Source organism: Streptomyces sp. NPDC096176 (assembly GCF_044763255.1).
GTDB lineage: Bacteria > Actinomycetota > Actinomycetes > Streptomycetales > Streptomycetaceae > Streptomyces.
This window is the reverse complement of sequence record NZ_JBIWFV010000009.1, coordinates 230,312-251,828: the sequence shown is the minus strand read 5'-3', so window position 1 is coordinate 251,828 and position 21,517 is coordinate 230,312. Positions and strand designations below refer to the sequence as shown.

24 protein-coding genes are annotated in these 21,517 nt (G+C 70.8%); 13 read left to right on the top strand and 11 right to left on the bottom strand.

The window, feature by feature from the left end; genetic code table 11:
* Positions 1 to 44 precede the first annotated feature (44 nt).
* From ACIQ7Q_RS25495 to ACIQ7Q_RS25485, 3 genes are read right to left on the bottom strand one after another with little or no spacing between them, the layout of a single operon-like run.
* Positions 45 to 1,538: an FAD-binding protein gene (locus tag ACIQ7Q_RS25495; RefSeq protein ID WP_403866443.1), complete on the bottom strand. Its 1,494-nt coding sequence runs from the start codon at positions 1,536 to 1,538 to the stop codon at positions 45 to 47.
* Between the two features lie 21 nt (positions 1,539 to 1,559).
* Positions 1,560 to 3,125, bottom strand: coding sequence for a flavin-containing monooxygenase (locus ACIQ7Q_RS25490; RefSeq protein ID WP_403866440.1), 1,566 nt, complete (start codon positions 3,123 to 3,125; stop codon positions 1,560 to 1,562).
* A gap of 10 nt (positions 3,126 to 3,135) precedes the next feature.
* On the bottom strand, positions 3,136 to 4,014 hold the full coding sequence (locus ACIQ7Q_RS25485) for a class I SAM-dependent methyltransferase (protein ID WP_403866437.1): 879 nt from the start codon (positions 4,012 to 4,014) through the stop codon (positions 3,136 to 3,138).
* Positions 4,015 to 4,185: 171 nt separating this feature from the next.
* Here ACIQ7Q_RS25485 and ACIQ7Q_RS25480 point away from each other — a divergent pair, with 171 nt between their 5' ends.
* The 3 genes from ACIQ7Q_RS25480 to ACIQ7Q_RS25470 are packed head-to-tail and all read left to right on the top strand — an operon-like array spanning position 4,186 to position 6,195.
* The gene (locus ACIQ7Q_RS25480; protein WP_356639467.1) at positions 4,186 to 4,440 is read left to right on the top strand and encodes a hypothetical protein; all 255 of its coding nucleotides are present in this window, start codon (positions 4,186 to 4,188) and stop codon (positions 4,438 to 4,440) included.
* A 16-nt stretch (positions 4,441 to 4,456) separates the two neighbouring features.
* Complete coding sequence (locus ACIQ7Q_RS25475; RefSeq protein WP_403866433.1) at positions 4,457 to 5,443, top strand: 3-oxoacyl-ACP synthase III family protein; 987 nt, start codon at positions 4,457 to 4,459, stop codon at positions 5,441 to 5,443.
* Positions 5,440 to 6,195, top strand: coding sequence for an SDR family NAD(P)-dependent oxidoreductase (locus ACIQ7Q_RS25470; RefSeq protein ID WP_403866430.1), 756 nt, complete (start codon positions 5,440 to 5,442; stop codon positions 6,193 to 6,195). The genes ACIQ7Q_RS25475 and ACIQ7Q_RS25470 overlap by 4 nt, the downstream gene beginning before the upstream one ends.
* 363 nt (positions 6,196 to 6,558) lie before the next feature.
* Here ACIQ7Q_RS25470 and ACIQ7Q_RS25465 read toward each other — a convergent pair whose 3' ends face one another.
* The 6 genes from ACIQ7Q_RS25465 to ACIQ7Q_RS25440 form a co-directional block, all read right to left on the bottom strand.
* Positions 6,559 to 6,900, bottom strand: a complete 342-nt coding sequence (locus tag ACIQ7Q_RS25465; RefSeq protein ID WP_403866427.1) for a MazG-like family protein — start codon at positions 6,898 to 6,900, stop codon at positions 6,559 to 6,561.
* Positions 6,901 to 6,919: 19 nt separating this feature from the next.
* On the bottom strand, positions 6,920 to 7,717 hold the full coding sequence (locus tag ACIQ7Q_RS25460; RefSeq protein WP_403866530.1) for an endonuclease/exonuclease/phosphatase family protein: 798 nt from the start codon (positions 7,715 to 7,717) through the stop codon (positions 6,920 to 6,922).
* Entirely contained in the window at positions 7,599 to 8,162 is a 564-nt protein-coding gene (locus ACIQ7Q_RS25455; protein ID WP_403866424.1) for a dTMP kinase, read from the bottom strand. The genes ACIQ7Q_RS25460 and ACIQ7Q_RS25455 overlap by 119 nt, the downstream gene beginning before the upstream one ends.
* 40 nt (positions 8,163 to 8,202) lie before the next feature.
* Positions 8,203 to 8,346, bottom strand: a complete 144-nt coding sequence (locus tag ACIQ7Q_RS25450; RefSeq protein WP_403866421.1) for a dTMP kinase — start codon at positions 8,344 to 8,346, stop codon at positions 8,203 to 8,205.
* Complete coding sequence (locus tag ACIQ7Q_RS25445) at positions 8,343 to 8,843, bottom strand: SPASM domain-containing protein (RefSeq protein ID WP_403866419.1); 501 nt, start codon at positions 8,841 to 8,843, stop codon at positions 8,343 to 8,345. The genes ACIQ7Q_RS25450 and ACIQ7Q_RS25445 overlap by 4 nt, the downstream gene beginning before the upstream one ends.
* 412 nt (positions 8,844 to 9,255) lie before the next feature.
* Complete coding sequence (locus ACIQ7Q_RS25440) at positions 9,256 to 10,134, bottom strand: BTAD domain-containing putative transcriptional regulator (RefSeq protein ID WP_403866416.1); 879 nt, start codon at positions 10,132 to 10,134, stop codon at positions 9,256 to 9,258.
* A gap of 366 nt (positions 10,135 to 10,500) precedes the next feature.
* Between ACIQ7Q_RS25440 and ACIQ7Q_RS25435 the strand changes: the two genes are divergently transcribed.
* From ACIQ7Q_RS25435 to ACIQ7Q_RS25390, 10 genes are all read left to right on the top strand, one after another.
* Positions 10,501 to 11,718 (top strand): aminotransferase class I/II-fold pyridoxal phosphate-dependent enzyme, encoded by a 1,218-nt coding sequence (locus ACIQ7Q_RS25435; RefSeq protein WP_403866414.1) that lies wholly within the window; start codon positions 10,501 to 10,503, stop codon positions 11,716 to 11,718.
* Between the two features lie 107 nt (positions 11,719 to 11,825).
* A complete protein-coding gene (locus ACIQ7Q_RS25430) occupies positions 11,826 to 13,061 on the top strand; it encodes a beta-ketoacyl-[acyl-carrier-protein] synthase family protein (protein WP_403866411.1) in 1,236 nt (411 codons plus the stop codon).
* Positions 13,058 to 13,873, top strand: coding sequence for a MaoC family dehydratase (locus ACIQ7Q_RS25425; protein WP_403866408.1), 816 nt, complete (start codon positions 13,058 to 13,060; stop codon positions 13,871 to 13,873). Before ACIQ7Q_RS25430 ends, ACIQ7Q_RS25425 begins: the two co-directional genes overlap by 4 nt.
* Positions 13,870 to 15,207, top strand: coding sequence for an AMP-binding protein (locus ACIQ7Q_RS25420; RefSeq protein WP_403866405.1), 1,338 nt, complete (start codon positions 13,870 to 13,872; stop codon positions 15,205 to 15,207). The genes ACIQ7Q_RS25425 and ACIQ7Q_RS25420 overlap by 4 nt, the downstream gene beginning before the upstream one ends.
* On the top strand, positions 15,204 to 15,461 hold the full coding sequence (locus ACIQ7Q_RS25415) for a phosphopantetheine-binding protein (protein WP_356636428.1): 258 nt from the start codon (positions 15,204 to 15,206) through the stop codon (positions 15,459 to 15,461). Before ACIQ7Q_RS25420 ends, ACIQ7Q_RS25415 begins: the two co-directional genes overlap by 4 nt.
* Before the next feature lie 2 nt (positions 15,462 to 15,463).
* Positions 15,464 to 16,507 carry a hypothetical protein gene (locus tag ACIQ7Q_RS25410; protein ID WP_403866402.1) on the top strand — a complete coding sequence of 348 codons (1,044 nt, stop codon included), beginning with the start codon at positions 15,464 to 15,466 and terminating at the stop codon, positions 16,505 to 16,507.
* Between the two features lie 161 nt (positions 16,508 to 16,668).
* Positions 16,669 to 17,043, top strand: a complete 375-nt coding sequence (locus ACIQ7Q_RS25405; RefSeq protein ID WP_403866399.1) for an ectoine synthase — start codon at positions 16,669 to 16,671, stop codon at positions 17,041 to 17,043.
* Between the two features lie 28 nt (positions 17,044 to 17,071).
* Positions 17,072 to 18,217 carry an acyl-CoA dehydrogenase family protein gene (locus ACIQ7Q_RS25400; RefSeq protein ID WP_403866396.1) on the top strand — a complete coding sequence of 382 codons (1,146 nt, stop codon included), beginning with the start codon at positions 17,072 to 17,074 and terminating at the stop codon, positions 18,215 to 18,217.
* 234 nt (positions 18,218 to 18,451) lie between these two features.
* Positions 18,452 to 19,153 (top strand): indole-3-glycerol-phosphate synthase, encoded by a 702-nt coding sequence (locus ACIQ7Q_RS25395; RefSeq protein ID WP_403866393.1) that lies wholly within the window; start codon positions 18,452 to 18,454, stop codon positions 19,151 to 19,153.
* A gap of 166 nt (positions 19,154 to 19,319) precedes the next feature.
* On the top strand, positions 19,320 to 20,168 hold the full coding sequence (locus ACIQ7Q_RS25390; protein ID WP_403866390.1) for an alpha/beta hydrolase: 849 nt from the start codon (positions 19,320 to 19,322) through the stop codon (positions 20,166 to 20,168).
* A 74-nt stretch (positions 20,169 to 20,242) separates the two neighbouring features.
* Here the strand turns inward: ACIQ7Q_RS25390 and ACIQ7Q_RS25385 are convergent, their stop codons facing one another.
* Together ACIQ7Q_RS25385 and ACIQ7Q_RS25380 are read right to left on the bottom strand one after the other, a co-directional pair.
* The gene (locus ACIQ7Q_RS25385) at positions 20,243 to 20,881 is read right to left on the bottom strand and encodes a DUF6875 domain-containing protein (RefSeq protein WP_403866387.1); all 639 of its coding nucleotides are present in this window, start codon (positions 20,879 to 20,881) and stop codon (positions 20,243 to 20,245) included.
* Positions 20,878 to 21,510, bottom strand: coding sequence for a hypothetical protein (locus ACIQ7Q_RS25380; protein WP_403866384.1), 633 nt, complete (start codon positions 21,508 to 21,510; stop codon positions 20,878 to 20,880). Before ACIQ7Q_RS25380 ends, ACIQ7Q_RS25385 begins: the two co-directional genes overlap by 4 nt.
* Between the last annotated feature and the right edge of the window lie 7 nt (positions 21,511 to 21,517).

Below are 21,517 nucleotides of genomic sequence, written 5' to 3'. Positions count from 1 at the left end.
CGCGGCCGGCTCGTGTCACCGATGCCGCCCCGGGCCGGCCGGTGTCAGGCGAAGAAGCCCTGACCGGGTGTGAGGACGTTCGCCGGGTCGTAGCGCCGCTTGGCGTTGTAGAACGCGTCCCAGCGGGAGCCGAAGTGGGTCTTCCACTCGGCCGGGGTCATTCCGGGGATCGCCCCGACCAGGTACCGCTTGGCGCCCAGCGCCACGGCCTTGTCGTACAGGCGCCGGTTCTGCTCGAGCATGTTCTGGATGTTCGGGTCGCCCGGGTTGGGGAACCGCAGCAGGTCGAAGAGGTAGCCGACGGACTCGTTCGGCTGCACGGCCAGCGGCCGGGTGACCTTGCGGGTGTAGTACGGGTAGAACAGCAGGAACCCGCCGCCGAGGTCGTTCGCGGTCAGCTCCTTCTCCACCATCTCCATGAACGCCTTGGTCTTCGACGCCGGCAGGAACAGGCTCAGCCACGGCTTGGGCTGATACCAGTGGCCGGTCTCCTTGAGGTAGACCTCGTAGCCGTCGAGCCGGAACATGTAGTCCCGGTAGGCGACGTCCTCGATGACGGCCTCGGCCCGGACGTCGCGCAGCCCGGCCAGCAGCTTCGCCCGGTCGGGGACGGCCGTGCCCGAGTAGTTGGCCGCGACCTCCATCTTGTAGCGCCAGCCCGAGTCGTCGCTCTTGCGCAGCATCTCGCCGGCCTGGACGTGGAAGCGGTTCTCCGCCATGACCTTCTCACCGTCGGCGAGATAGGTGGCCAGGTCGTTGTAGAAGAGACTGAAGACCACCGACCGCTGGGGCGCGGCCGTCAGCTTCACCTTGGCGCGCAGGATGATCGCGGTCTGACCGCCCCCGGAGAGCACCGAGTTGAACAGCTCGGGGCGGGAGGAGGCCGAGACGGTGACGATCTCACCGGTGCCGGTGACGACGTCCAGCGAGTGGACGGTGTCCGCCAGCAGACCGAACTTCTGCACCGTGCCGCCGATGCCGCCGATGGAGACGGTGCCGCCGATCGACAGGTGCAGGTAGTCGGGCAGCGCCGGCGGGGTCTTGCCCACCTTCAGCGCGGCGTCCGTCAGCTGCCCCCAGGTGACACCTGCCTGGACCACCGCGTTGGTCGCGTTGATGCTGATGATCTTCGACATGGCGCGGGCGTCGATGGAGATGCCGCCGCGCGGCACGGCCGCCTGGCCGTAGACGGAGTGGGACTCCATGTCGTTGCCGGTGCCGCCCTGCCCGTTGACGGCGATCTTCAGCTTGTTCGCCCGGGCGTAGTTGACCATCTTGACGATGTCCTGGTCGGAACCGGGACGCAGCACCGCCCACGGAGCCGACGGCTTGAGCCGCCCGAAGTCCTGGCGGAAGGCCTCCAGGTCGGTCGCCGACGTCGTCAGCGTGCCGTCCAGGGCGGGGACCTGCTTCACCGTGACCGAGCCTGCGGCGACCTCCGCGGCCGTCGCCCACGACTGGTTGGCGACACTCCATCCCGCGACCGTTGCCGCGATGCCGCCCAGTACCTTGCGCCGCGAGAGCGTGTTGCTGTGCATCGGCGTCTGCCTCCCGTTGGGTTATGCGTGGTCCAGTGCCGGTCTGCCGGCATTGACTGTGGTGGCGAGCTGGTACTCGCCCAGGTCGAAACGGCGCGTCGTGCGGCGGAACCGCCACGTGTAGGTGGGCCAGATCGACGGGTTGCGGCCGTGCTCGTCCAGATACCAGCTCTTGCAGTTGCCCGCGTTCCACACGGTGCCCTCGAGCCGGCCCTGCAGACGCTCGTTGTACGCCTGCTGCGCCTCGGCGCGGACCTCGACGCTGGCCAGGCCACGCTTGTCCATCTGCCCCAGGGCCTCCAGGACGTAGCCGATCTGCGCCTCGATCATCACCACCTGCGAGGAGTGCCCCAGCGTGGTGTTGGGGCCCAGCAGCAGGAACAGGTTGGGGAAACCGGCGACGGTGGTGCCGCGGTGCGCGGCCATGCCGCCCTCGCGCCACACGTCACGCAGCAGCCTGCCGCCGCGGCCGGCGATACGGCCGGCGACCGGCCGGTCGGTGGCCTTGAAGCCGGTGCCGAGGATGATCGTGTCGACCTCGCGCTCGGTGCCGTCCGCCGACACGATCGACTTGGCCCGCACATGGTCGATGCCGTCGGTGACCAGGTCGACATTGGGCTGCTGGATGGCCGGGTACCAGGTGTTGGAGAACAGCAGCCGCTTGCACGCCATCACATAGTCGGGCGTCAGCTTCGCCCGCAGCTGCTCGTCGGCGACGGACTTGGCCAGATGGTCGCTGGCCATCTTCTGCATCTTCCCGGCGACCTTCGGCCGCTTCATCACGAACGCCAGGACCTCACGGCCCCACATGTTGAAGTTGCGGCGGAACCTCTGGTAGCCGGGCACGTTGTGCAGCAGTTTCGACTGCAGCGCACTGGTCGGCTTGTCGTTCTTCGGACCGATCCACGCCGGCGTGCGCTGGTACAGGTCCAGACGTCCCACCTCGGGCTGGATCTTGGGAACGAACTGGATCGCGGAGGCGCCCGTGCCGATGACGGCGACGTTGCGGCCGGCCAGGTCGTGCCCGTGGTCCCAGCGCGAGGAGTGGAACACCGTGCCCTCGAAGTCGGCCAGGCCCGCGATGTCGGGGACGGCCGGCTCCGACAGATAGCCGGTGCCGGACACCAGCACCTGGGCGGTGTAGTCGCCCTGCGAGGTGGTCACATGCCAGCGCCGGGCCGTCTCGTCCCAGCGGGCCGCGAGCATCTCGTGACCGAACCGGATGTAGGGGCGGACACCGAACCGGTCGGCGACGTCCCGCAGGTACTCGTACAGCTCGGCCTGCTTGCCGAACGTGGACTTCCAGCCCGGGTTCTGCGCGAACGAGAACGAGTACAGGTGCGACATCACATCGCACGCCGCCCCCGGATAGGAGTTGTCGCGCCAGGTGCCGCCGACCTCGTGGGCCCGCTCGAAGACCAGGAAGTCGTCGATGCCCTTCTGCAGCAGACGCACCGCCATGCCCAGGCCGGAGAAACCGCTGCCGATGACCGCGACGCGCAGATGCCGGGTGGGGCCGCCGCCCGTCGCCTGCCCGCCGGACGCAGGGCTCCCGTCGCTGCGGGCGGGTTCCAGAATGCTCGTCACGTGGGCCTCCTCAGCGGCGCGCGATGGTGACGCGGAAGTTGTTGAAGAACTTGTCCTCGAGCGTGTACGCGAAGATGTCGAGGTAGCGCTCGAAGCGGGCCACGACCTCCTCGCCCTCCAGGGCGACGGCCTCGTCACGGCGCGCGGCGAGCAGCTCCAGCCAGGCACGGCAGGCGACGGCGAACGACTCGCGCTCGTTGACGATCTCGACGACGTCGAACAGCCCCTCCGCGGCCTGCGTGAGCTCGTGCAGGTGCGGGATGTGGCAGTTCTCGAACTCCGAGCGCTGCAGGAACTTCAGGTCGTCCAGCAGCTGCCGGTTCATCGGCAGCGCCTCCGCCGTCATGGTGTGCAGCACGAACCGGCCGCCCGGCTTGAGGGCCGCGCCCACCTTGTTGAAGAACACCCGGTACTTCTTGGTCCGCTCCCGCGGCGGCAGCGTGGAGGACACGAAGTGCTCCAGCGCGTTGATGCAGAACGCCGCGTCGTACGGGTCGTCGGTCGTGTGGTCCTCCCACGACTCGACCCGGGTGGTGATCCGCGGGTTGTCCAGGCCGGCGATGAACGCCTCCTGGGTGCGGCTGAGCGTCAGGCCGACGGCCTGCTCGACGCCGTGGACGGTGGTGAGCCGGTTGAGCATCGTGCCCCACCCGCACCCCACGTCCAGCACCCGCCGGCTGCCGGCGGCGCCCGCGAGCTCGACGAACCGGTCGAGCTTGCGCTCCTGGGCCTCGTCGAGCGCCTCCGTGAGGCCCTCGCCCTCCTCCCAGTAGCCGCCCGAGTACATCATCGTCGGGCCCAGCAGGAGGCGGTAGAAGTCGTTGCTCACCTCGTAGTGGTGCCTGATCGCGTCGACCTCGGGGACCGACTTGTCAGCGACCGTCGTCATTTCTTCCTCAACTCCTACTCCGGGGTGCGGCTGTCGGAGACGAGGAAAGCGAAGTGCTCGCAACAGATGTGCAAGACGCGGCGCGACCAGAGCTGTTGCGCCCACCTTGCGCGGCTGCCGCTTCGATTCCCCCCAGAACAAGCCAAGCCCTGCGAGAGAGGACCCAACTCCATGTCGCTGCCCACCATCGAAGAACTGGCCGGCCAGCTCGAGGCCGTTTCGGGCGCCCAGAAGGTCGACCCGGACCAGCCGCTCCAGCACATCGCGGACGTCGACTCGCTGGACCTGATGGAGTGGCTGTACGGGTTCCAGAACCAGTACCCGCACATCCCGGCCGACGAGTCGCTGTTCGCCGACATCGACGACACGACCACCCTGCGCGTCGTCTACGACCGGATCGTCCAGCTCGTACCGGCCCAGGCCTGATCAGGGGAGACGCCTTGTGAACGGCTTCGACATCACCGGGTGGGGCATGGCCGTACCCGAGCGCGTGGTCTCCAGCATGGAGCTCGCGCAGCGCTTCGGCGTCGACGAGAACTGGATCGTCAGCCGGTGCGGGATCCACGAACGGCGGGCCGTCGGGCCCGGCCAGACAACTGCCTCCCTGGCTGTCGAGGCCGGCCGGCGCGCACTGGACAAAGCAGGGTTGACCGGCGGCGACATCGCCCATCTGATCGTCGCCACCGCCACCCCCGAACAGCCGTCGCCGGCGACGTCCGCGTTCGTCCACCACGAACTGGGCATCGCCGGCAGCGCGCACGACGTCAACTCCGAGTGCGCCGGCTTCGTCTACGGCCTCGTCCAGGCCATGGCCCTCATCAAGATCGACCCGCGGCCGATCCTGCTGATCGGCTCCGACACCCACACCCTCACCGCCAACCCCGCCGACCGGGACCTGTCGATCCTCGTCGGCGACGGCGCGGGCGCGGTCGTCCTGGCCCCCGCGGCCGAGGACCGGGTACTGGCCTGGAACCTGGGCGCCGACGGCTCCTGCACCGGCAGTCTCAAGGTCCTGGCCGGCGGCAGCCGGATGCCGACCACCGAGGACACCGTCCGCGAGGGCCTGCACTACGCACAGATCAACGGCAACGAGATCTACCTCAACGCCGTGCGATACACCGTACGCACGGTGCGGGAGACGCTGACGAACGCCAAGGTCGACGCGGCCGACGTCAGCCACGTCATCCCGCACCAGGCGAACATCCGGATCATCAACTCGATCCTCAGCCACACCGGCCTGAGGCCCGAGGCCCTGGTCGCCAACCTGCACAAGTACGGGAACACGGCGTCCGCGTCGATCCCCATCGCGCTGACCGAGGCACTCGAGGAAGGCCGTATCGACGACGGCGACCTGGTCCTGCTGGCCGGCTTCGGCGCGGGCATGACCTGGGGATCGATCCTGCTGCGATGGGGCGGAGGAACCACATGAGCACCGGCAAGCAGACGGGCAGCCGCCCCGAACACCCCGTGGCCCTGGTCACCGGCGCCTCGGGAGGCCTCGGCCAGGCCCTGGCCCTCGAACTGGACGCGCTGGGCTGCAAGGTGGCCGTCCACTACAACAGCTCGAAGGACGCGGCCCGGGCCGTCCAGGACAAACTCACCCACGACTCGATCGTGGTGAGCGGCGACGTCGGCTCCTACGAAGCCGTCACCGCCCTCTACGAGGAGATCAAGGAGCACCTCGGCCCCGTCGACGTCCTCGTCAACAACGGCGCGATCCGCAAGGACGCGCTGATGGCGATGCAGAACCCGGCGGACTGGGCCCAGGTGATCCAGACCAACCTGATCGGCTCGTTCCACACCGCGCGCGTCACCGTCCCGCACATGCTGCGCCAGAGGTGGGGCCGCGTGATCAACGTGGTCTCGCCGTCGGGCCTGATCGCAACGGCCGGACAGACGGCGTACTCCGCCTCCAAGGCGGGCCTGATCGGCCTCACCCGCACGCTGGCCGCCGAATGCGGCCGGCGCGGGGTGACCGTCAACGCCCTCTCCCCGGGCTTCATGATCACCGGCATGACGAAGGACCTCCCCGACCGCGTGATCGAGGGCATGGAGGACAAGGCCCCCATCCCGCGCTTCGTGACGGTGGAGGAGGTGGCCCGCAGCGCGTCCCTGTTCCTCGACCAGGACTGCATGACGGGCCAGGTGATCAGCATCGACAGCGGCGTCTCCATCACCTGACCCCGCCCCACCAGCGGCCCGCCACCCTCACAAGGGGCGGCGGGCCGCTCGCCCATGCCCTGGTGGGGTCGTTTCGTTCCGATCACCGGATCCATGGTCCCGGTGCGCCGTTGACCGATGCGTAGTGAGCGCGGTGGGAACTGCTGACGGCCCCAGACCGGCAGCATCTTTACACCGGTCCCCGTCAGCCACGACACCGACCTCTACAAGGAGAGGAACACCGTCGAGCGCTGATCAACAAGCTCAAAACCCGGCGAGGCACGGCGACCCGATACGACAAGACACCTGACACCTGCGCGCTTCGATGATCTGGATCAAAGACCTCACCCGGACCACTCATTGATCACGACTCAATACGCGTCCTTAGGGCTGCCCGGCGGTCGGCACCGGGTCCGGGCACACCCGGTTCACAAGGTATTCAAGGCGGCTGTCGAGGATCATCTCCGCGTCCGGGTTGATGGTGGACAGGGCCACCATCGCGGTCACGATGACATCGCACAGCTCCTTCTCGACGTCCTGCCAGGTGTGGGATGCACCCTTACGCGGGTTGGCGCCGAGCGCCCCGTGCAGGGCTTCCGCCACTTCGCCGACCTCTTCACTGATCTTGAGCACCCGTAGCAGCCGGACGTCACCGGCCGCAGCGGGTGCAGCCTCCTCGTCCAGCCACTCCCGCAGCCGTCCCACGCGGCTCCATGTCTCGTCCATGCCGTACTCCTTGGTCTTGTCAGAACAGCGCAAGCGCCAGGCCGCCGGCGAGCGTCGGGTCGGCAACGTCCAGTGGCTCCGTCGCGGAGAGCGCGAGGGACACCATCAGTGCGGAGTGGTCCGTGAGTCGGTCATCGCTGGTACGTGGTCCGTGCATGTACCGGCAGGCATCCACCCGGTCCGCGAGGGGCCTGGAAACGTGCGCGTGGTCGTAGCGGTAGCCATCTCCGGTGCGCCCTACCCAGGAATACTCCAGAGCGTCGGGGGCGACGGTGCGGAAGGCGTCCGCGTACCCGGCCGCGCCGAGTCCGTTGTAGAACTCGTACTCCCAGGTCTGAAACGTGCGGTATCGCGGCACATGGTTGGGCTCCAGGATGTTGAAGTCTCCGATCACCAGGCGTTGCCCCGCTTCTCCGGTGGGCAGGGCAGCGGCCAGGCCCTCGAGGAACGTGCGCTTACGGGTGACCCTCGCCTCAGTGGCGTCCCATGAGGGCACGTACACGCCCACGATGTCCAGCGGTCCGCTGTCGCACTGGAGGGTCACCGCCGCCACCCGGTGCGGCAGGTAGTCCACCGGCAGCTCCAAGGGCTTGGTGGCCAGGCGGGACACGATCATCACGCCGCGCTCTCTGCTTTTGAACGCGGTGCGGGGGTAGGTCACGTCGTAGCCGGCGGCCTGGAACTCCCCGGCCAGGAACTCACACCCCGCGCTGCGCGCCGTCTCCGTCAACACCAGCACCGACTCCGACCGCTCCACCAGGTACCGGAGCTGTCTCTCCGCGCGCTGGCGGGACGGGTTGTTGAGGTTGAACGTCAGGACGTCCAGCGTCATCGTCTTCCTGGTCCTTCATCAGTCGGGTGACAGCAGCCACGACCGTACGGGCGACCTCTTCCGCCGGTACGTGTGAGGCGTCCACGTTGAGGACGCGGTGTCCCTTGTTCCGCAGGAACCTACCGGCCTCCGCGAAGTAGGCACATTCGATGAGACTGGAGCCGTCCATGCGTTCGTACCGTGAGTGCGCGCCTCGGGCGGCGAGCCGCTCCTCGATCACGTCGGGCCGGCCGCCCACCAGAACGGTCAGATCTGGCTGGATGACGCCTTCGTTGAGCAGCCACGCGAACTCTTGGTCGACGCCGTCCATGCACTGGAGCGCAAGGCTGCTGGCGATGTACCGGTCACAGACGACGACTTCCCCGCGCTCCAGGGCAGGACGGATCTCCTCACTGTGCGTGTAACGGTCCGCGGCGATGAGGCAGGCCATCGCCTCTCCCTGGTACTCGTCCGTGCCATGCCGTGCAAGATCACCCAGGGGGGGTGTCTGTCGGCTCCTTCGTGGCCAGAACCGGGATGCCGTCAGCGCGCAGCAGGCGGACGACGGCGGCCGTCACCGTGGACTTCCCGACCCCTCCCGGCCCTTCGACGGCAATCAGCAGTCCGCGCGTCATGAGACACCCACCACGGGCAGCACGCGGGACTGCCGAGGCGCCACGGGGCACTGCTCGGTGTCCACGGCCCCGATCCGCTGCCCGGCCGCCACCACCGCGGCCGGGCAGCCCTTGCCGCAGCCGTCGGACATCGAGCAGCTACCGCACGTCGGGTTGTCACCCACCTTCCACCGGTCGTGGAACCGGTACGCGTCCAGCCGGGCCGCAATGTCGTCGTGCTGCCATACGTTGCCGACGATGAAGTCCGTGTCCGAGTGCTGGGAGACCTTCGTGCGTGCTGCGAACACGAGGTACGGGCAGATGGTGACCTCGCCCTTGGTGAACACGTAGATGATGGTCCCGGCCTCGCAGCCGGCCAGTGGCTTCTCGTCGTTCGGGAACCGGATGTGCACCATGTCCAGGCCCTCGTCGGCGAACGGCAGCGTCATTGCGTGGATTTCTCGCATGTGCTCGTCAGGGCGGCGCAGCTTCTTCTGCGAGTTTGCGCCACGCCCCATGGGTCCGAGGGGGTTCATCAGCACGTATGTGGCGCCCTGGTCGCGTGCGAACTCGCAGAGCTGGCGGTACTCATCGTCCTCGGCGAGGTTGTTCGGCGTGCAGAGCAGAGCCCTGCAGGATGCCCGCCTTCGCGAACCGGCGCACGGTGTCCACCGTCTCCTGGAACCCTTCGGGCCGGCCGCGGAACGTGCCGTGCGAGTCGGCGGAGAAAGCCGTCGAGCGACACGTTCATGTGGGCGTTCAGGTCAGCCAAGGCGTGGATCTGCTCGTCGGTGACCATGGTGGCGTTGGTGCACAGTCCCACGCCCATGCCGGCCGCGCGGAAGTCCGAGCCCGGCGCGCGCACATCTGCGGGGCGGCCCCCGGCACCCGCAGGTGCCGAGCCCGCCCCGCAGACGCTTGCGCCCGGCGCTACCGCGCCGGCATCGGTGCCGCCGCCCCCGGCGGACTCAGCGCCTCGAACGCCCCCATCAGCAGCGGATCCAGCGCATCGGCAGCCATCCGCCCCGCCGGCGCCGGCCGCCGCGGCCGGCCCGGCTCCCCGGCCCGCAGCAGCTCCAGATACGCGGCCTGCGTCTCGGCCGACGGGTCGATGCCCAGCTCGTCCGCGAGGACCTCCCGCAGCTGCTGGTAGGCGCGCAGCGCGTCCGCCCGGTTGCCTGCCGCGGCGAGCGCCGTCATGCGGCACCGGTGGGCGCTCTCCCGGAACGGCGCGCGGCGCACCGCCTCGTCGGCGTAGCGCACCGCATGGTGTTCGGTGCCGAGCGCGGAGGCCGACAGGCTTGCCAGCTCCAGCGACATCAGGCGCAGTTCGTCGACCCGTTCGCGCACGGAGTTGACCCACTCGCCCTCGTGCGCCGGCAGGAACGAGCCGCGGAGATTGGACACGGCGCCCGAGGCGAGCTGGTGCGCCACCGCGTGCGCACCGTCCTCGAACGCCGTCCTGGCCTCCGCCAACGCCGCCTCCGCGGCCTCCAGGTCGACAGCCGCGTCGTCCGGCAGTCGCAGTACGTACCGTCCGCTCTGTGCGATCAAGGGTGTCCCGCCCGGTTTCTGCAGCGGGCCGGTGACATAGGCACGGACCCGGCTCACCACACTGCGCAGCGCGGAGGCCCAGGTGTCGGGCAGTCCTTCCGGCCACACGGTGTCCGCGAGCTGGTCGCGGCTGGTTCCCGACGTACGCTCCAGAATCAGCCGGGCGAAGGCCACTTGGGCCTGAGCGCTCGACAGATGCTGGGGCGCCGTCCCGTCGTGTTCGATCGTGACAAGACCTACGAGTCTGATCAGCAACGCTGAGTCCCCCAAGACTTCGGCTGCACGCGGCACACACACGCGCGGGGGCGCGAATAAGGAAAGGGAGGTCGCGAATACGCGCCCCGGCTTCGCAACCAGATCTCTGCTTCGTACTCCCTTTCCAAGGATTCGACCGTACCGGCCAATTGTCGCCACATTCAACACTGGCCAAAAAACATACCCGCGGGAATAAGTGGGAACCAGCGGCTCCGGTATTTGCGCTTTGATCGAATCTCGATCCAATCCCGCCTGCGCAACGGCAGTTCACGCACGTCAGTGGTGTTGTTGCGCCCGCCTTGCGGGCCGGCGCATAGAAAGGACGGCGCGCCTGGACAGACCCGAGAAGTGGATGAGGAGACGCACGTGAACGCATCCGGAGGATGGGAACGCCTCGAGCCGAAACTGGCGGCTACACGACGCCGCGTCCAGGCCCTCGAATGGGAACCCGACCGCCGCAACAGCTTCGTCGCCTACACCGTCGAACGCGACAGCGCCTACGCCGACCTCGACGGGCGCCGCCTGCTGATGATGTCCGGCTACAGCTACCTGGGCCTGGCCGGCGACGAGCGTGTCGTCGCCGCAGCGAAGGCCGCCGTCGACCTCTACGGCACCGGCAACCACGGCGTGCGGGCCCTGGCCGGATCCATCCCGTTGCACGAGGAACTGGAGGCGGAGGTCGCCCGGTTCGCCGACCGCGAGGCCTCCATGGTCTTCGGCTCCGGCTACGCCGCCAACACCGGCACCGTCGGCGGCCTCGTCGGCCCCGGCGACACGGTGTTCATCGACAAGTACGACCACGCCTCCATCGTCGACGGCTGCCGCCTGTCGGGGGCCACCGTCACCCGTTTCCGCCACAACGACGTCGACCACCTCGACCGCCGGCTGCGGGCCGCGAGCCCCGACGGTGTGCGGCTCGTCATCGTCGACAGCGTCTACTCCATGGACGGCGACATCGCCCCGCTGCCCGAGCTGCGCAAGGTCTGCGACGAGCACAACGCCCTCCTCATGGTCGACGAGGCCCACGCGCTCGGCGTCATCGGCAAGACCGGCCGCGGCATCGAGGAGCACTTCGACCACAAGGCCCGTGTCGACGTCAAACTCGGCACCCTCTCCAAGGCGATCCCCTCCATGGGCGGCTGGATCGCGGGCCCCGCCGAGCTCATCGGCCATCTGCGCTACGCCGCACGGCCGTTCCTGTTCTCCGCCGCCCTCGGGCCCGCCCAGGCCGCCGCCGCCCTCGAGTCGCTGCGCATCCTGCAGCGCGAACCCGAACGCGTCGCCCACATCCAGCACCAGTCCACCCGCCTGCGGAACATCATCAACGCGGAGGGCCTGCGCACCCAGGACAGCGAGACCGCGGTCCTGCCGCTCATCGCCGGCTCCGACGACGCGGCCTACGACCTGGCCACCGCCTGCCGCAGGAACGGCGTCATCGGCCTGCCCGTGGTCACCCCCGCCGTCCCCAACGACCTGGCACGGCTGCGGATCGCGGTCACCGCCCGCCACACCGAGGCCGACATCGACTTCGCGGCCCAGGCGTTCCTCGCCTCCGCCCGCGAGTGCCGCATCATCCCGGCCTGAGACGCCGGCGAAACGCAACGCGCGCGAACCAACCCGGCGCAACGCCCCCGGGCGAACGCAACCCAGCAACACGACAAGACCCAGGGAAACGGAACGGGGACCCAACGATGGCAACCTCCACCCCGCCCCCGGTCGTGATCACCGGCATCGGCGTGGTCACACCGGCGGGCTGCACCCCCGACGCGCTGTGGGCGGCACTGCGCGCCGGCCGCTCCACCGCCGCCGAGCTCACCCACCTCGACCTCGCCCGCCACCGCGTGAGGATCGGCTGCCGCGTCACCGGCCTCGACGACGTCGGCCTCGTCGGCGCCAAGGACGCCCGCCGGATGGACCCGTTCGCCCTGTACGGAACCACCGCCGCCCTCGCCGCACACCGCGACGCGGGCGCCCCCGCACCCGACCCGGACCGCACCGCGATCGTGGTCGGCAACGCGGTCGGCGGACGCGCCACCAGCGACCTGGAGTCCGCGCACTTCACCGAGCACGGCCCCCATCGCGTCAACCCGCTGATGCCGCTGATGACGATGCCCAACGCGGCCGCCGCCCAGATCGCCATGCGCCTTTCCTGGACCGGCCCCGCCACCACCATCGCCACCACCTGCGCCAGCGGCGCCGACGCCATCGGCCAGGCGATGCTGCTGCTGAAAACCCACCGCGCCGACGTCGTCATCGCCGGCGGCTGCGAGTCCACCCTCACCCCCGTCACCCTCGCCGGATTCGGCAACCTCAACGCCGTGTCCCTGCGCAACGACGAACCGGAGCGCGCCTCACGGCCCTTCGACGCCGACCGCGACGGGTTCGTGATGGGGGAGGGGGCCGGATTCGTCGTCCTGGAGCGCGCCGACGACGCCCGCGCCCGCGGCGCCCGCCCCTACGCCGAGGTCGCCGGCTACGGCGCCACCGCCGACGCCCACCACCTGTCGATGCCGCTGCCCGACGGCTCGGGCGCCGCCCGCGCCATGACAACCGCCCTCGCCGACGCGGGCCTCACCCCCCACGACATCGCCCACATCAACGCCCACGGCACCTCCACCCCCCACAACGACCGGGCCGAAGCCACCGCCCTGAACAAGGTGTTCGGCGCCGACGGCCCCCCGGTCACCGCACCCAAGGGCGTCATCGGCCATCTCATCGGCGCCGCCGGCGCCGTCGAACTCATCGCCGCCACCCTCGCGATGCGCGCACGCGAAGTACCGCCCACCGCCAACCACCAGCGCCTGGAGCCAGGATTGGACATCGACGTGGTCCACAGCAGCCCCCGCACCATCGCCTCCGGGCCCGCCCTGTCGAACTCCTTCGGCTTCGGCGGACACAACGCCTCCCTGGTCGTGGTGCCGGTATGACGACCACCCCCGCCCCCGCGCGCACCGCCCAGCGCACCGCCTCGGCCCAGGAGATCGACGCCTACCGCGCCGCCGTGCGTCTGGGCCTGCCCGCCGCGCCCACCCCCCACGCCTCACCCGTGCACACCTTCGTCCTCGCCCACCACCTGGCCGACAAGACGGTGCGCGCCCTCACCACTCCCGAGGAGACGTCCGTCGTCCACCTCGGCCAGGACATCCGCCTCGAGCGGCCCGTCCGCGCCCGCGAACAGGTCACCGCCGCCCTCGACGTCCTCGGCGCCCGCCGCGAATCGCGCGGCACCCGCATCGCCGTGCGCACCCGCCTCACCGGCGACGACGGCGTCGACTTCGCCGAACTCGTCACCCACGCCCTGCTCGTCGGCGCCAAGAACATCGAGCCGTTCGGCGACATACCCGCCGCGAGCGCCCCCGCCCCCACCGGACCCGTCGGCGAGCCGGCCACCGCCTGCCACACCCTCACCCCGACAACGATCCGCGCCTACGCCCACGCCTCCGGCGACCTCAACCCCATCCACCTCGACCCGGAAGCCGCCCGCGCCGCCGGATTCGACACCGTCATCGCCCACGGCATGAGCGTCATCGCCCTGGCCTGCGAGGAGATCGCCGACCGGTACGCCGACGGCGACATCACCCGCATCCGCGCCGTCGGCGGCCGCTTCTCCGCCCCCGTACCGCCGGGCGAGCCGCTCGACATCACCCTCCAGCCCGACGCCGCCCGCCACACCGTGCGCTTCGCCTGCCGCACGGCCAACGGGCCCGCCGTCAAGAGCGGATGGGCGCAGCTGCGATGAGCGGCCCCACCGGCCTCGTCGCAGGCTTCCTCACCCAGGTGCGCCGCCACCCCGACGCCCCGGCCCTGATCCGGCACGGCGAGCCCACCAGCTACCGCGCCCTGTACGAGGCAGCCGGCCGTGAACGCGAACGACTCGCGATCCTCGGCATCGCCCCCGGCGACCCGGTCGGCATCCTCGCCCGCACCTCGCCCGCCGCCATCGCCCTCGTGCTGGCCTGCCTGCTGTCCAAGCGGCCGTTCCTGCTGCCGTCCCCGGCGCTCGCCGGCACCCGGCTCGCCGACCTGTTCGCCCAGGCAGGCTGCACCCGGGCGCTGACGCCCGCGAGCCCGGCAGGCTCCGCACGAGCGGCCCGGGCACCCGGGCAGCGGCCCCGGCGCATCCTGCCGCCGGCCACGGCCACCGCCCTGCCCCGCCCGGACGGCGAACCGGCCGCGTTCATGCTCACCACCTCCGGCACCACCCTCGCGCCCACGATCGTGCCGCTGCGGCACACGGCCGTCGACCGCTTCACCGCCTGGGCCACAGGCGCCTTCGGCATCGGCCCCGGCACCACCGTCCTGAGCCACGCGCCGCTCGACACCGGCCTGTGCCTCCTCGACATCTGGACCACCCTCGCCGCCGGCGGCTGCGCCGTCCTCGCCGACCCCGACCGGGCCACGGACGGACAGCACCTGCTCGACCTGGTCACCCGCCACGGCGTCCACGTCGTCCACGGCCTGCCGACGCTCCACGGGCTGCTCGCCGACACCGCCCGCCGCACCGGCACCACCCTGCCCACCGTCCGCCACGCGATGTTCACCGGCGCCACCCTGCCCGACCGCACCTTCGCCGAGCTGCCGCACCTGTTCCCGAACGCACGCCTGCACAACATCTACGGCTGCACCGAGACAGGCGACAGCTTCGTCCACGAGGTCGACACCCGTACCACCGCCTTCCCGCCCGTCCCCATCGGCCGGCCGCTGCCCGGCGTCGCGGCCCTCGTCGTCGGCGCGAACGGCACCCCCGTCGACGGTCCCGGCCGCGGCGAACTGTACGTCTGCACCCCTTTCCAGTCGCCCGGCTACCTCGACCGCAGCCGCCACCAGGGCACGTTCACCCCCCACCCCCTGCACCCCGACGACGGCCGCACCTGGTTCCGCACCGGTGACCTGGTACGCCGCGACGCCGACGGCCTGTTCCACCTGACCGGCCGCGCCGAGCGCCCGGCCAGGGCCCGCGGCACGCGGCGGATCACCCGCGCACCCCTGCCCGCCCGCGCCAACCGACACGTCGAACGCGCCGCGCTCGACCGACGCAACGAACTGATCCCAGCCCAAGGAAGGACGTCATGAGCCACAACGACACCATCAAGAAGTTCGTCATCGAGGAGTTCCTGCCCGACCTTGGTGTCCACGAGCTTGCCGACGACCACGACCTGCTCTCCGACGGCGTCATCGACTCCCTCGGCGTGCTCAAGCTCATCGCCTGGGTCGAGGACCACTTCCAGCTCGCCGTCGGCGACGCCGACCTGGACCCCGACAACTTCCGCAGCGTCAACGCCATCGACGCCTTCATCGCCGAAGCCCGCCAGGGGGTGACGAGCTAGCCATGCACTCCGCGCTCACCGGCCTGCTCGCAAGCGCCCCGGTGACCGAGCGCGAGACCTGGCGATCACTGTGGGACCGGCTCGGCGACGGCACGCTCGCAAAGGAGCAGGCCGTCGCCCTGCTGGCCTCCCTGACCACCAGCCTCCCCGGCCACTCGACCCTGCACGCCCTGCTCGAATCCCTGCGGGAGCGAAGAACCACCGCCCCGCCCACCGCCTGGCCCGGCACCGTCAACATCGTCGGCACCGGCGGAGGACCCGCCACCTTCAACATCTCCACCGCCGCCGCCCTCGTCGCCGCCGCCAGTGGCGTACGGGTCGTCAAGACCGGCTCCCGCGCCTACACCTCCAGCCTCGGCTCGATCGACCTGCTCCAGCGCCTCGGCATCCGCCTCACCACCTCCTACAGCCACACCGAGGAGATGCTCGAACGCCACGGCATCGCGTTCGCCGGCCCGTTCGTCTACCCGGCCGAACTGACCCGGCTGGCCCGCACGGTGGCCCCCCTCGGCATGAAACCCTTCGGCCGCTTCCTCAACGCCCTGGGCCCCTTCCTCGCCGACCTGCCCGTCACCGCCCAGGTCACCGGCGTCAGCGCCGCCATGCCGCTGCCCGACCTGCGCGAGCTGGCCCGCGCCGACACCAGCGGCCGGCGGATCTGGCTGACCTCCAACGACGCCGGCGCCGACGAACTCCTCGGCTTCGCCGACAACACCGTCGACGTGAACGACGGCACCCGCCTCACCCTGCGGCCCGGCGAACTCATCGACGCCGACGGCGGATTCGACGCCCTGCGCCCCGTCGCCCCCGAGCAGGCCACCGGCCACTTCCTCGCCGTCCTCGACGGCACCGCCCACCCGGCCGCCACCGCCACCGTGTGCCTCAACGCCGCCGCCCTGGCCCTCGCCTGCGGCCACCGCGACACCTGGCCGAGCGCACTCGCCGCCGCCCGCGACGCCGTCGCCTCCGGCGCCGCCCGGGCCCTGGCAGACCGGCTGCGCACCGCGCCGCGCACCATCGCCAAGGCGGCGGCCGCCCCTGGCTGACCCGGCCGCACCGGCCCGCCGCATCCGTTGCGGCACCCACTTCCGTCCCCGACAGCCGCCGGCTGCGGGGCCAGGACACGCACGGCATGGCAGCCGGCCACGCCCGCTGTCCGCCCAGTCCGTGCGGCACCGCGCCGCACACGACCAGATCGGAGTTGACCATGATCATCCGCGACATCCAGGACGTGAAGACCGTCGACTGGGGCAACGGAATCAGCCGCCGTTTCCTCCTCGCCTCTGACGGCGTCGGCTACACGCTCACCGACACGGTCGTCCTTGCCGGCACCAAGTCCCGCCTCGAGTACCGCAACCACCTCGAGGCCTGCTACTGCATCGCCGGCTCCGGAGAAGTCATCGAACTCGACGGCACCTCCCACCCCATCACCCCGGGCCGCATGTACGCACTCGACCAGCACGACGCCCACTACCTGGTGGCCAGCCCCCACGAGGACCTGCGACTCGTGTGCGTCTTCAGCCCGGCCCTGCATGGCGACGAGACCCACAGTCTCGACGAGCACGTCTCCTCCGCGTACTGACACGCGCACACCGTGAAGGCGGTCCGCAGTGATCCGATGGAACACCGAACAGGCCGAGCTCCGCGAAGGCCTGGCACGGTGGGGTGAGGCGCTCAGCGCCGACCACATAGAACGGGACGAGCAGGCCACGTTCTCCTGGGACAAATGGAAGCTGATCCAGAAGACCGGCATCCTCGCCCTGCCCTTCGAGGAGGACCACGGCGGCCTCGGCCAGTCCCTCCTCACCACCATGTACGTCCTGGAAGGCCTCGGGGAGCACTGCCGCGACGCCGGCCTGAACTTCTCCGTCACCACCACCCTGGCCAGCACCGGCATCCCCCTCACCCGGTTCGGAACCCCCGAACAGAAAGAGAGGTACCTGCCGCAGATCTGCTCCGGCGAAGCGATCGGCGCGCACGCCATCACCGAGTCCGAAGGCGGCTCCGACGCCATGGCGATGACCACACGCGCCGAACGCGACGGCGACCACTTCGTCCTCACCGGCAGCAAGACGTTCGTCAGCAACGGACCCGTCGCCGACGTGATCGTCGTCTACGCGCGCACCCGTCCCGACGGCGGACCGCTCGGGGTCACCGCGTTCCTCGTGGACCGCGACACCCCCGGCCTGACCGTCGGCAAACCCATCAAGAAAATGGGCCTGCGGACCTCGCCGCTCAGCGAGCTGTACTTCGACGGCTGCCGCATCCCCAAGGAGCGGGTCCTGGGCCGGGTCGGCGGCGGCTTCATCGTCCTCGACCACGTCATGAAACGGGAGATCCTCCTCTCCTTCGTCGTCAACGCCGGCGAGATGCAGCACCGGCTGGACCGCTGCCTCGCCTACGCGAAGACCCGCCGTTCCTTCGGCAAACCCATCGGCTCCCACCAGTCCGTCGCCAACAAGATCGTCGACGCCAAGATCGGGCTGGAAACAGCACGCAAATGGCTGTACGACACCGCGGAACGCCTCGCCGACGGCGAGAACGTCACCACGGACCTGGCCATCGCCAAACTCCTCACCAGCCAGGCCAACGTGGCCAGTTCCCTGACCGCCGTACAGATCTTCGGCGGCCACGGCTACATGTCCGAGTACGGCCTCGAGCAGGACGTCCGCAACGCGGTCGGCGGCACGATCTACTCGGGCACCAACGAGATCCAGTACAACCGCATCGCCTCGATGCTGGGCCTCGGCACGTGAACACGGCACCCGCACCGGTGCACACGACGTGCGGGGCCACGGCCCCGCACGCCACCCGAAGCCGCCGCCGGGTGCGCCGCACCCGGCGGCCCGGCCGGACCGCCACCGCACGAGCCGGCCGCCGCCACGGCGGCGGCCCGCTCCACCGGCGCTGCGCCCCCGCTCCGGCAGGCCGGGCCACCCTGCCGTCCCGGCGGGCCACCGCACAGCACCATCCGCACGCGAAGGAGACCCATGACGTCCCGCTTCATCGCAGCCCTGCTGAGCGCCGAACGCCCCCTGGTCATGGAGGTCAAGCGGCGTGACGCACACGGCATCGATCTCATGTCCGGCCGCACCCCAGCCGACATCGTCGCCGGCTACGAGGCCGCCGGCGCTCCCTGCATCTCGGTGGTCACCGGACGCTGGTTCGGCGGCACCCCCGACCTGCTGCGGGATGTCGCCCGGCTCACCGAACTCCCGCTGCTGCAAAAAGACTTCATCACCCGCCGCGACCAGATCGAGACCGCGAAAACACTCGGCGCCTCCGCCGTGCTGCTCACCGCGGCCCTGCTGCCCGCCACCAGCATGCGCACCCTGGTCACCGCCGCCCTGCGCACCGGCCTGACCCCGTTCGTCGAGATCACCGGCGAGGCCGAACTCGAGAACGTTCCGCACGCCGACGAATGCGTGATCGCCGTCAACAACAAGGACATCAAGGCCCGCGAACGAGACGCCGGCGACATCAACCGCAGCCTCACCCTGCTGCCCGCCGTGACGGCCGCCGGCACCCCCTGCCCGGTCAGCGCCAGCGCCATCGACACCCCGCAGACCGCCGCCCGGCTGCTGTCCGCCGGCTACAAGGGGCTGCTGATCGCCACCGCCCTGCTGCGCGCCGCCGACCTGCACGACTGGCCCACCACCAGCAGCGCCGCCCGCCATGCTCCGGCCGCCTGAACCACCGCCCGCCGCCCGCGCACCCGCCGCGTCCGCGCCCGTCCTGCCCTCCCGGGCACACACGGGCCCGGACGCGGCTGCACGCCCGGAGGCGGCACACGGCCCCGGCCCCGGCCCCGGCCCCGGCCCCGGAGCCGGAGCCGATGCCGGGGGAGGGGCGGACGGGGTGCGGATCGAGGAGATCACCCTGCGGGCCGGTGCCCTGCCCGTCTCCGGCCTCTACGCGCGCCCCGCCCACCCCGCCGGCGCCCCGCGCGCCGTCGTCGTCGCCGTCCACGGACTCGGCATGCAGGCCCGCTACTTCCACGCCCCCGCCCACCGCGACCTGTCCCTGCTCACCCTCGCCGCCCGCCTCGGCCACCCCGTCCTCGCCCTCGACCGCCCCGGCTACGGCCGCCTGGCCGCCCACCTGCCCGACGGCCAGCCGCTCGCCGCACAGTCCCAGACCCTCCACCTGGCCCTGGCCGCGTTCGCCCGCGAACACCCCACCGGCGCCGGGTTCTTCCTCGTCGCCCACTCCTACGGCGGCAAACTCGCCCTGCACGCCGCGGCCGACGACACCGACCACACCCTGATCGGCCTGGACATCAACGGCCTCGGCGAGCAGTACGCCCCCGCCGCCCGCCACTTCCCCGCCACCCTCGGCGGCGGCGCCGCGGGCCTCAACTGGGGACCGCTGGGCCTCTATCCGCCCGGCACCTTCCGTGCCGCCCGCGACCTGATGGCCGCCACCCCCCACCGCGAGGAACACGACCCCGGCCCGCCCTGGCCGCTGCGCTACCGGCAGCTTGCCCCTCGCGTGCGGGTGCCCGTGCGCCTCACCTTCGCCGAACACGAGCAGTGGTGGCACACCGACGACGCCTCCCTCACGGCCATGGCCGCCCGCCTCACCGCCTCGCCCCGCGTACGCGTCGACCGCCAGGACGCGGCCGGCCACAACATCAGCCTCGGCTGGGCCGCCCGCCCCTACCACCTGCGCGCCCTCGCCTTCCTCGAGGAATGCCTGCACCGGTGAATCTGCCCGTCGCACACAACAGTGGCCCCGGCCCCCCGCGATAAGGGGGCCGGGGCCACTGCCGTGCGGGCCGGTCAGGACGATACGACCCGGCTCACCAGCTGATCCCGCATCCGCGCCGGGATCCCCGGCGCGAACTGCCGCAGATAATGCGCCAGATGACGGTCGGTGTTCACCAGGAACGGCAGATCGAACACCAGCAGCCGGCGCACCGCCAGCAGCGGAACCGGCGAACGCAACGGCCGGAACTCCTCGTTCCACAGGCCCGGTTCCGCACACACCGGATGGAACTGGCCGATCATCAGCCCCTCGGCGACGAACTCGTCCTTCGCCGCCCGCTGCAGAGCATCCAGCGGCGCCGAGTCGCGTGCGTCCAGGTGCGGCAGGACCATCAGCAGCGTCAGCAGCTCCCGGTCCTCCGCCTCCAAGTCCACCGACAGCTTCTCGTACCAGACCCGCAGATGCGCCACCGCGTCCGCCAGATCCGCCTCGCCGTCCGCCGCCGGTACCGCCAGCAGGAACAACTCGCGGCGCAGCGACGGCTGCGTGTACGGGCACACCGGCCCGCTGCGGCCCAGCAGCGGATGGCCGCTCACCAGGAAATCACGGCTCCACTCCAGCACCTGCCGCAGCGGTTCCGCCTGCCCGTCGGGCACCTGTCCGCGCTCCACCTCGTCGGCCGAGAAGATCCGCAGCGTCTCGTCGCCCCTCACCGCGGATCCCTCCACAGCGGGCGCAGCGACGGCCCCTTGTCCGGTAAGGCGATCGGATCCCCCCAGGGCGTGAAGCCGTGCCGCAGGCACGACTTCGCACCACCGGGGGAGCTCGCCTCCGCATATGTGCCCACGCCCTGCTCGTCCGCGAGCGCGGTCATCTCGCCCACCATGGCCGCCATCACACCCGCGCCGCGGGCCGGGCCGCGCACCGCGCCGAACGACAGGTAGTAGTGCGGCCGGTCCACCGGATGGCGCTCGGCCTGCGCGGCGCCGATCGCCGCCAGCCGGGCCGCGTCCTCGCCCAGCACCTGCTCGAACTGCTCTGCGTAACTCTCGCCCTGCCGCTCGGCCTCCTCCCAGCCGCCGGGCGGCAGGAAGGTCAGCACCGCGTCCGTGGCGGCCGTGGTGCGCACCGCGTCGAACGCGAACGACATGGACAGCACCACCGTGAAGAAGCCGGGCAGCAGCCGCGCCCGCCGCGTGTCGTCGGGAGTGATCCAGCGGGTCAGCGGATCGTCGAAGAAGGCATCGGCCAGCAAAGCGGCCAGCACATCGGTCTCGGCCCGCGACGCGGACCTGCCGATGCCGGGCGCCGCCGGGACTGTGAACGAGGACAAGGGACCCATCCCTCCA

Bases quoted from the DNA above. Each gene is read 5' to 3' on its own strand.
- ACIQ7Q_RS25395 (WP_403866393.1), top strand. From the start codon at position 18,452: ATGACGTCCCGCTTCATCGCAGCCCTGCTGAGCGCCGAACGCCCCCTG.
- ACIQ7Q_RS25465 (WP_403866427.1), bottom strand. From the start codon at position 6,900: ATGGACGAGACATGGAGCCGCGTGGGACGGCTGCGGGAGTGGCTGGAC.
- ACIQ7Q_RS25455 (WP_403866424.1), bottom strand. From the start codon at position 8,162: ATGGCCTGCCTCATCGCCGCGGACCGTTACACGCACAGTGAGGAGATC.
- ACIQ7Q_RS25380 (WP_403866384.1), bottom strand. From the start codon at position 21,510: ATGGGTCCCTTGTCCTCGTTCACAGTCCCGGCGGCGCCCGGCATCGGC.
- ACIQ7Q_RS25450 (WP_403866421.1), bottom strand. From the start codon at position 8,346: ATGACGCGCGGACTGCTGATTGCCGTCGAAGGGCCGGGAGGGGTCGGG.
- ACIQ7Q_RS25470 (WP_403866430.1), top strand. From the start codon at position 5,440: ATGAGCACCGGCAAGCAGACGGGCAGCCGCCCCGAACACCCCGTGGCC.
- ACIQ7Q_RS25445 (WP_403866419.1), bottom strand. From the start codon at position 8,843: ATGGGGCGTGGCGCAAACTCGCAGAAGAAGCTGCGCCGCCCTGACGAG.
- ACIQ7Q_RS25480 (WP_356639467.1), top strand. From the start codon at position 4,186: ATGTCGCTGCCCACCATCGAAGAACTGGCCGGCCAGCTCGAGGCCGTT.
- ACIQ7Q_RS25485 (WP_403866437.1), bottom strand. From the start codon at position 4,014: ATGACGACGGTCGCTGACAAGTCGGTCCCCGAGGTCGACGCGATCAGG.
- ACIQ7Q_RS25405 (WP_403866399.1), top strand. From the start codon at position 16,669: ATGATCATCCGCGACATCCAGGACGTGAAGACCGTCGACTGGGGCAAC.
- ACIQ7Q_RS25415 (WP_356636428.1), top strand. From the start codon at position 15,204: ATGAGCCACAACGACACCATCAAGAAGTTCGTCATCGAGGAGTTCCTG.
- ACIQ7Q_RS25430 (WP_403866411.1), top strand. From the start codon at position 11,826: ATGGCAACCTCCACCCCGCCCCCGGTCGTGATCACCGGCATCGGCGTG.
- ACIQ7Q_RS25425 (WP_403866408.1), top strand. From the start codon at position 13,058: ATGACGACCACCCCCGCCCCCGCGCGCACCGCCCAGCGCACCGCCTCG.
- ACIQ7Q_RS25410 (WP_403866402.1), top strand. From the start codon at position 15,464: ATGCACTCCGCGCTCACCGGCCTGCTCGCAAGCGCCCCGGTGACCGAG.
- ACIQ7Q_RS25495 (WP_403866443.1), bottom strand. From the start codon at position 1,538: ATGCACAGCAACACGCTCTCGCGGCGCAAGGTACTGGGCGGCATCGCG.
- ACIQ7Q_RS25420 (WP_403866405.1), top strand. From the start codon at position 13,870: ATGAGCGGCCCCACCGGCCTCGTCGCAGGCTTCCTCACCCAGGTGCGC.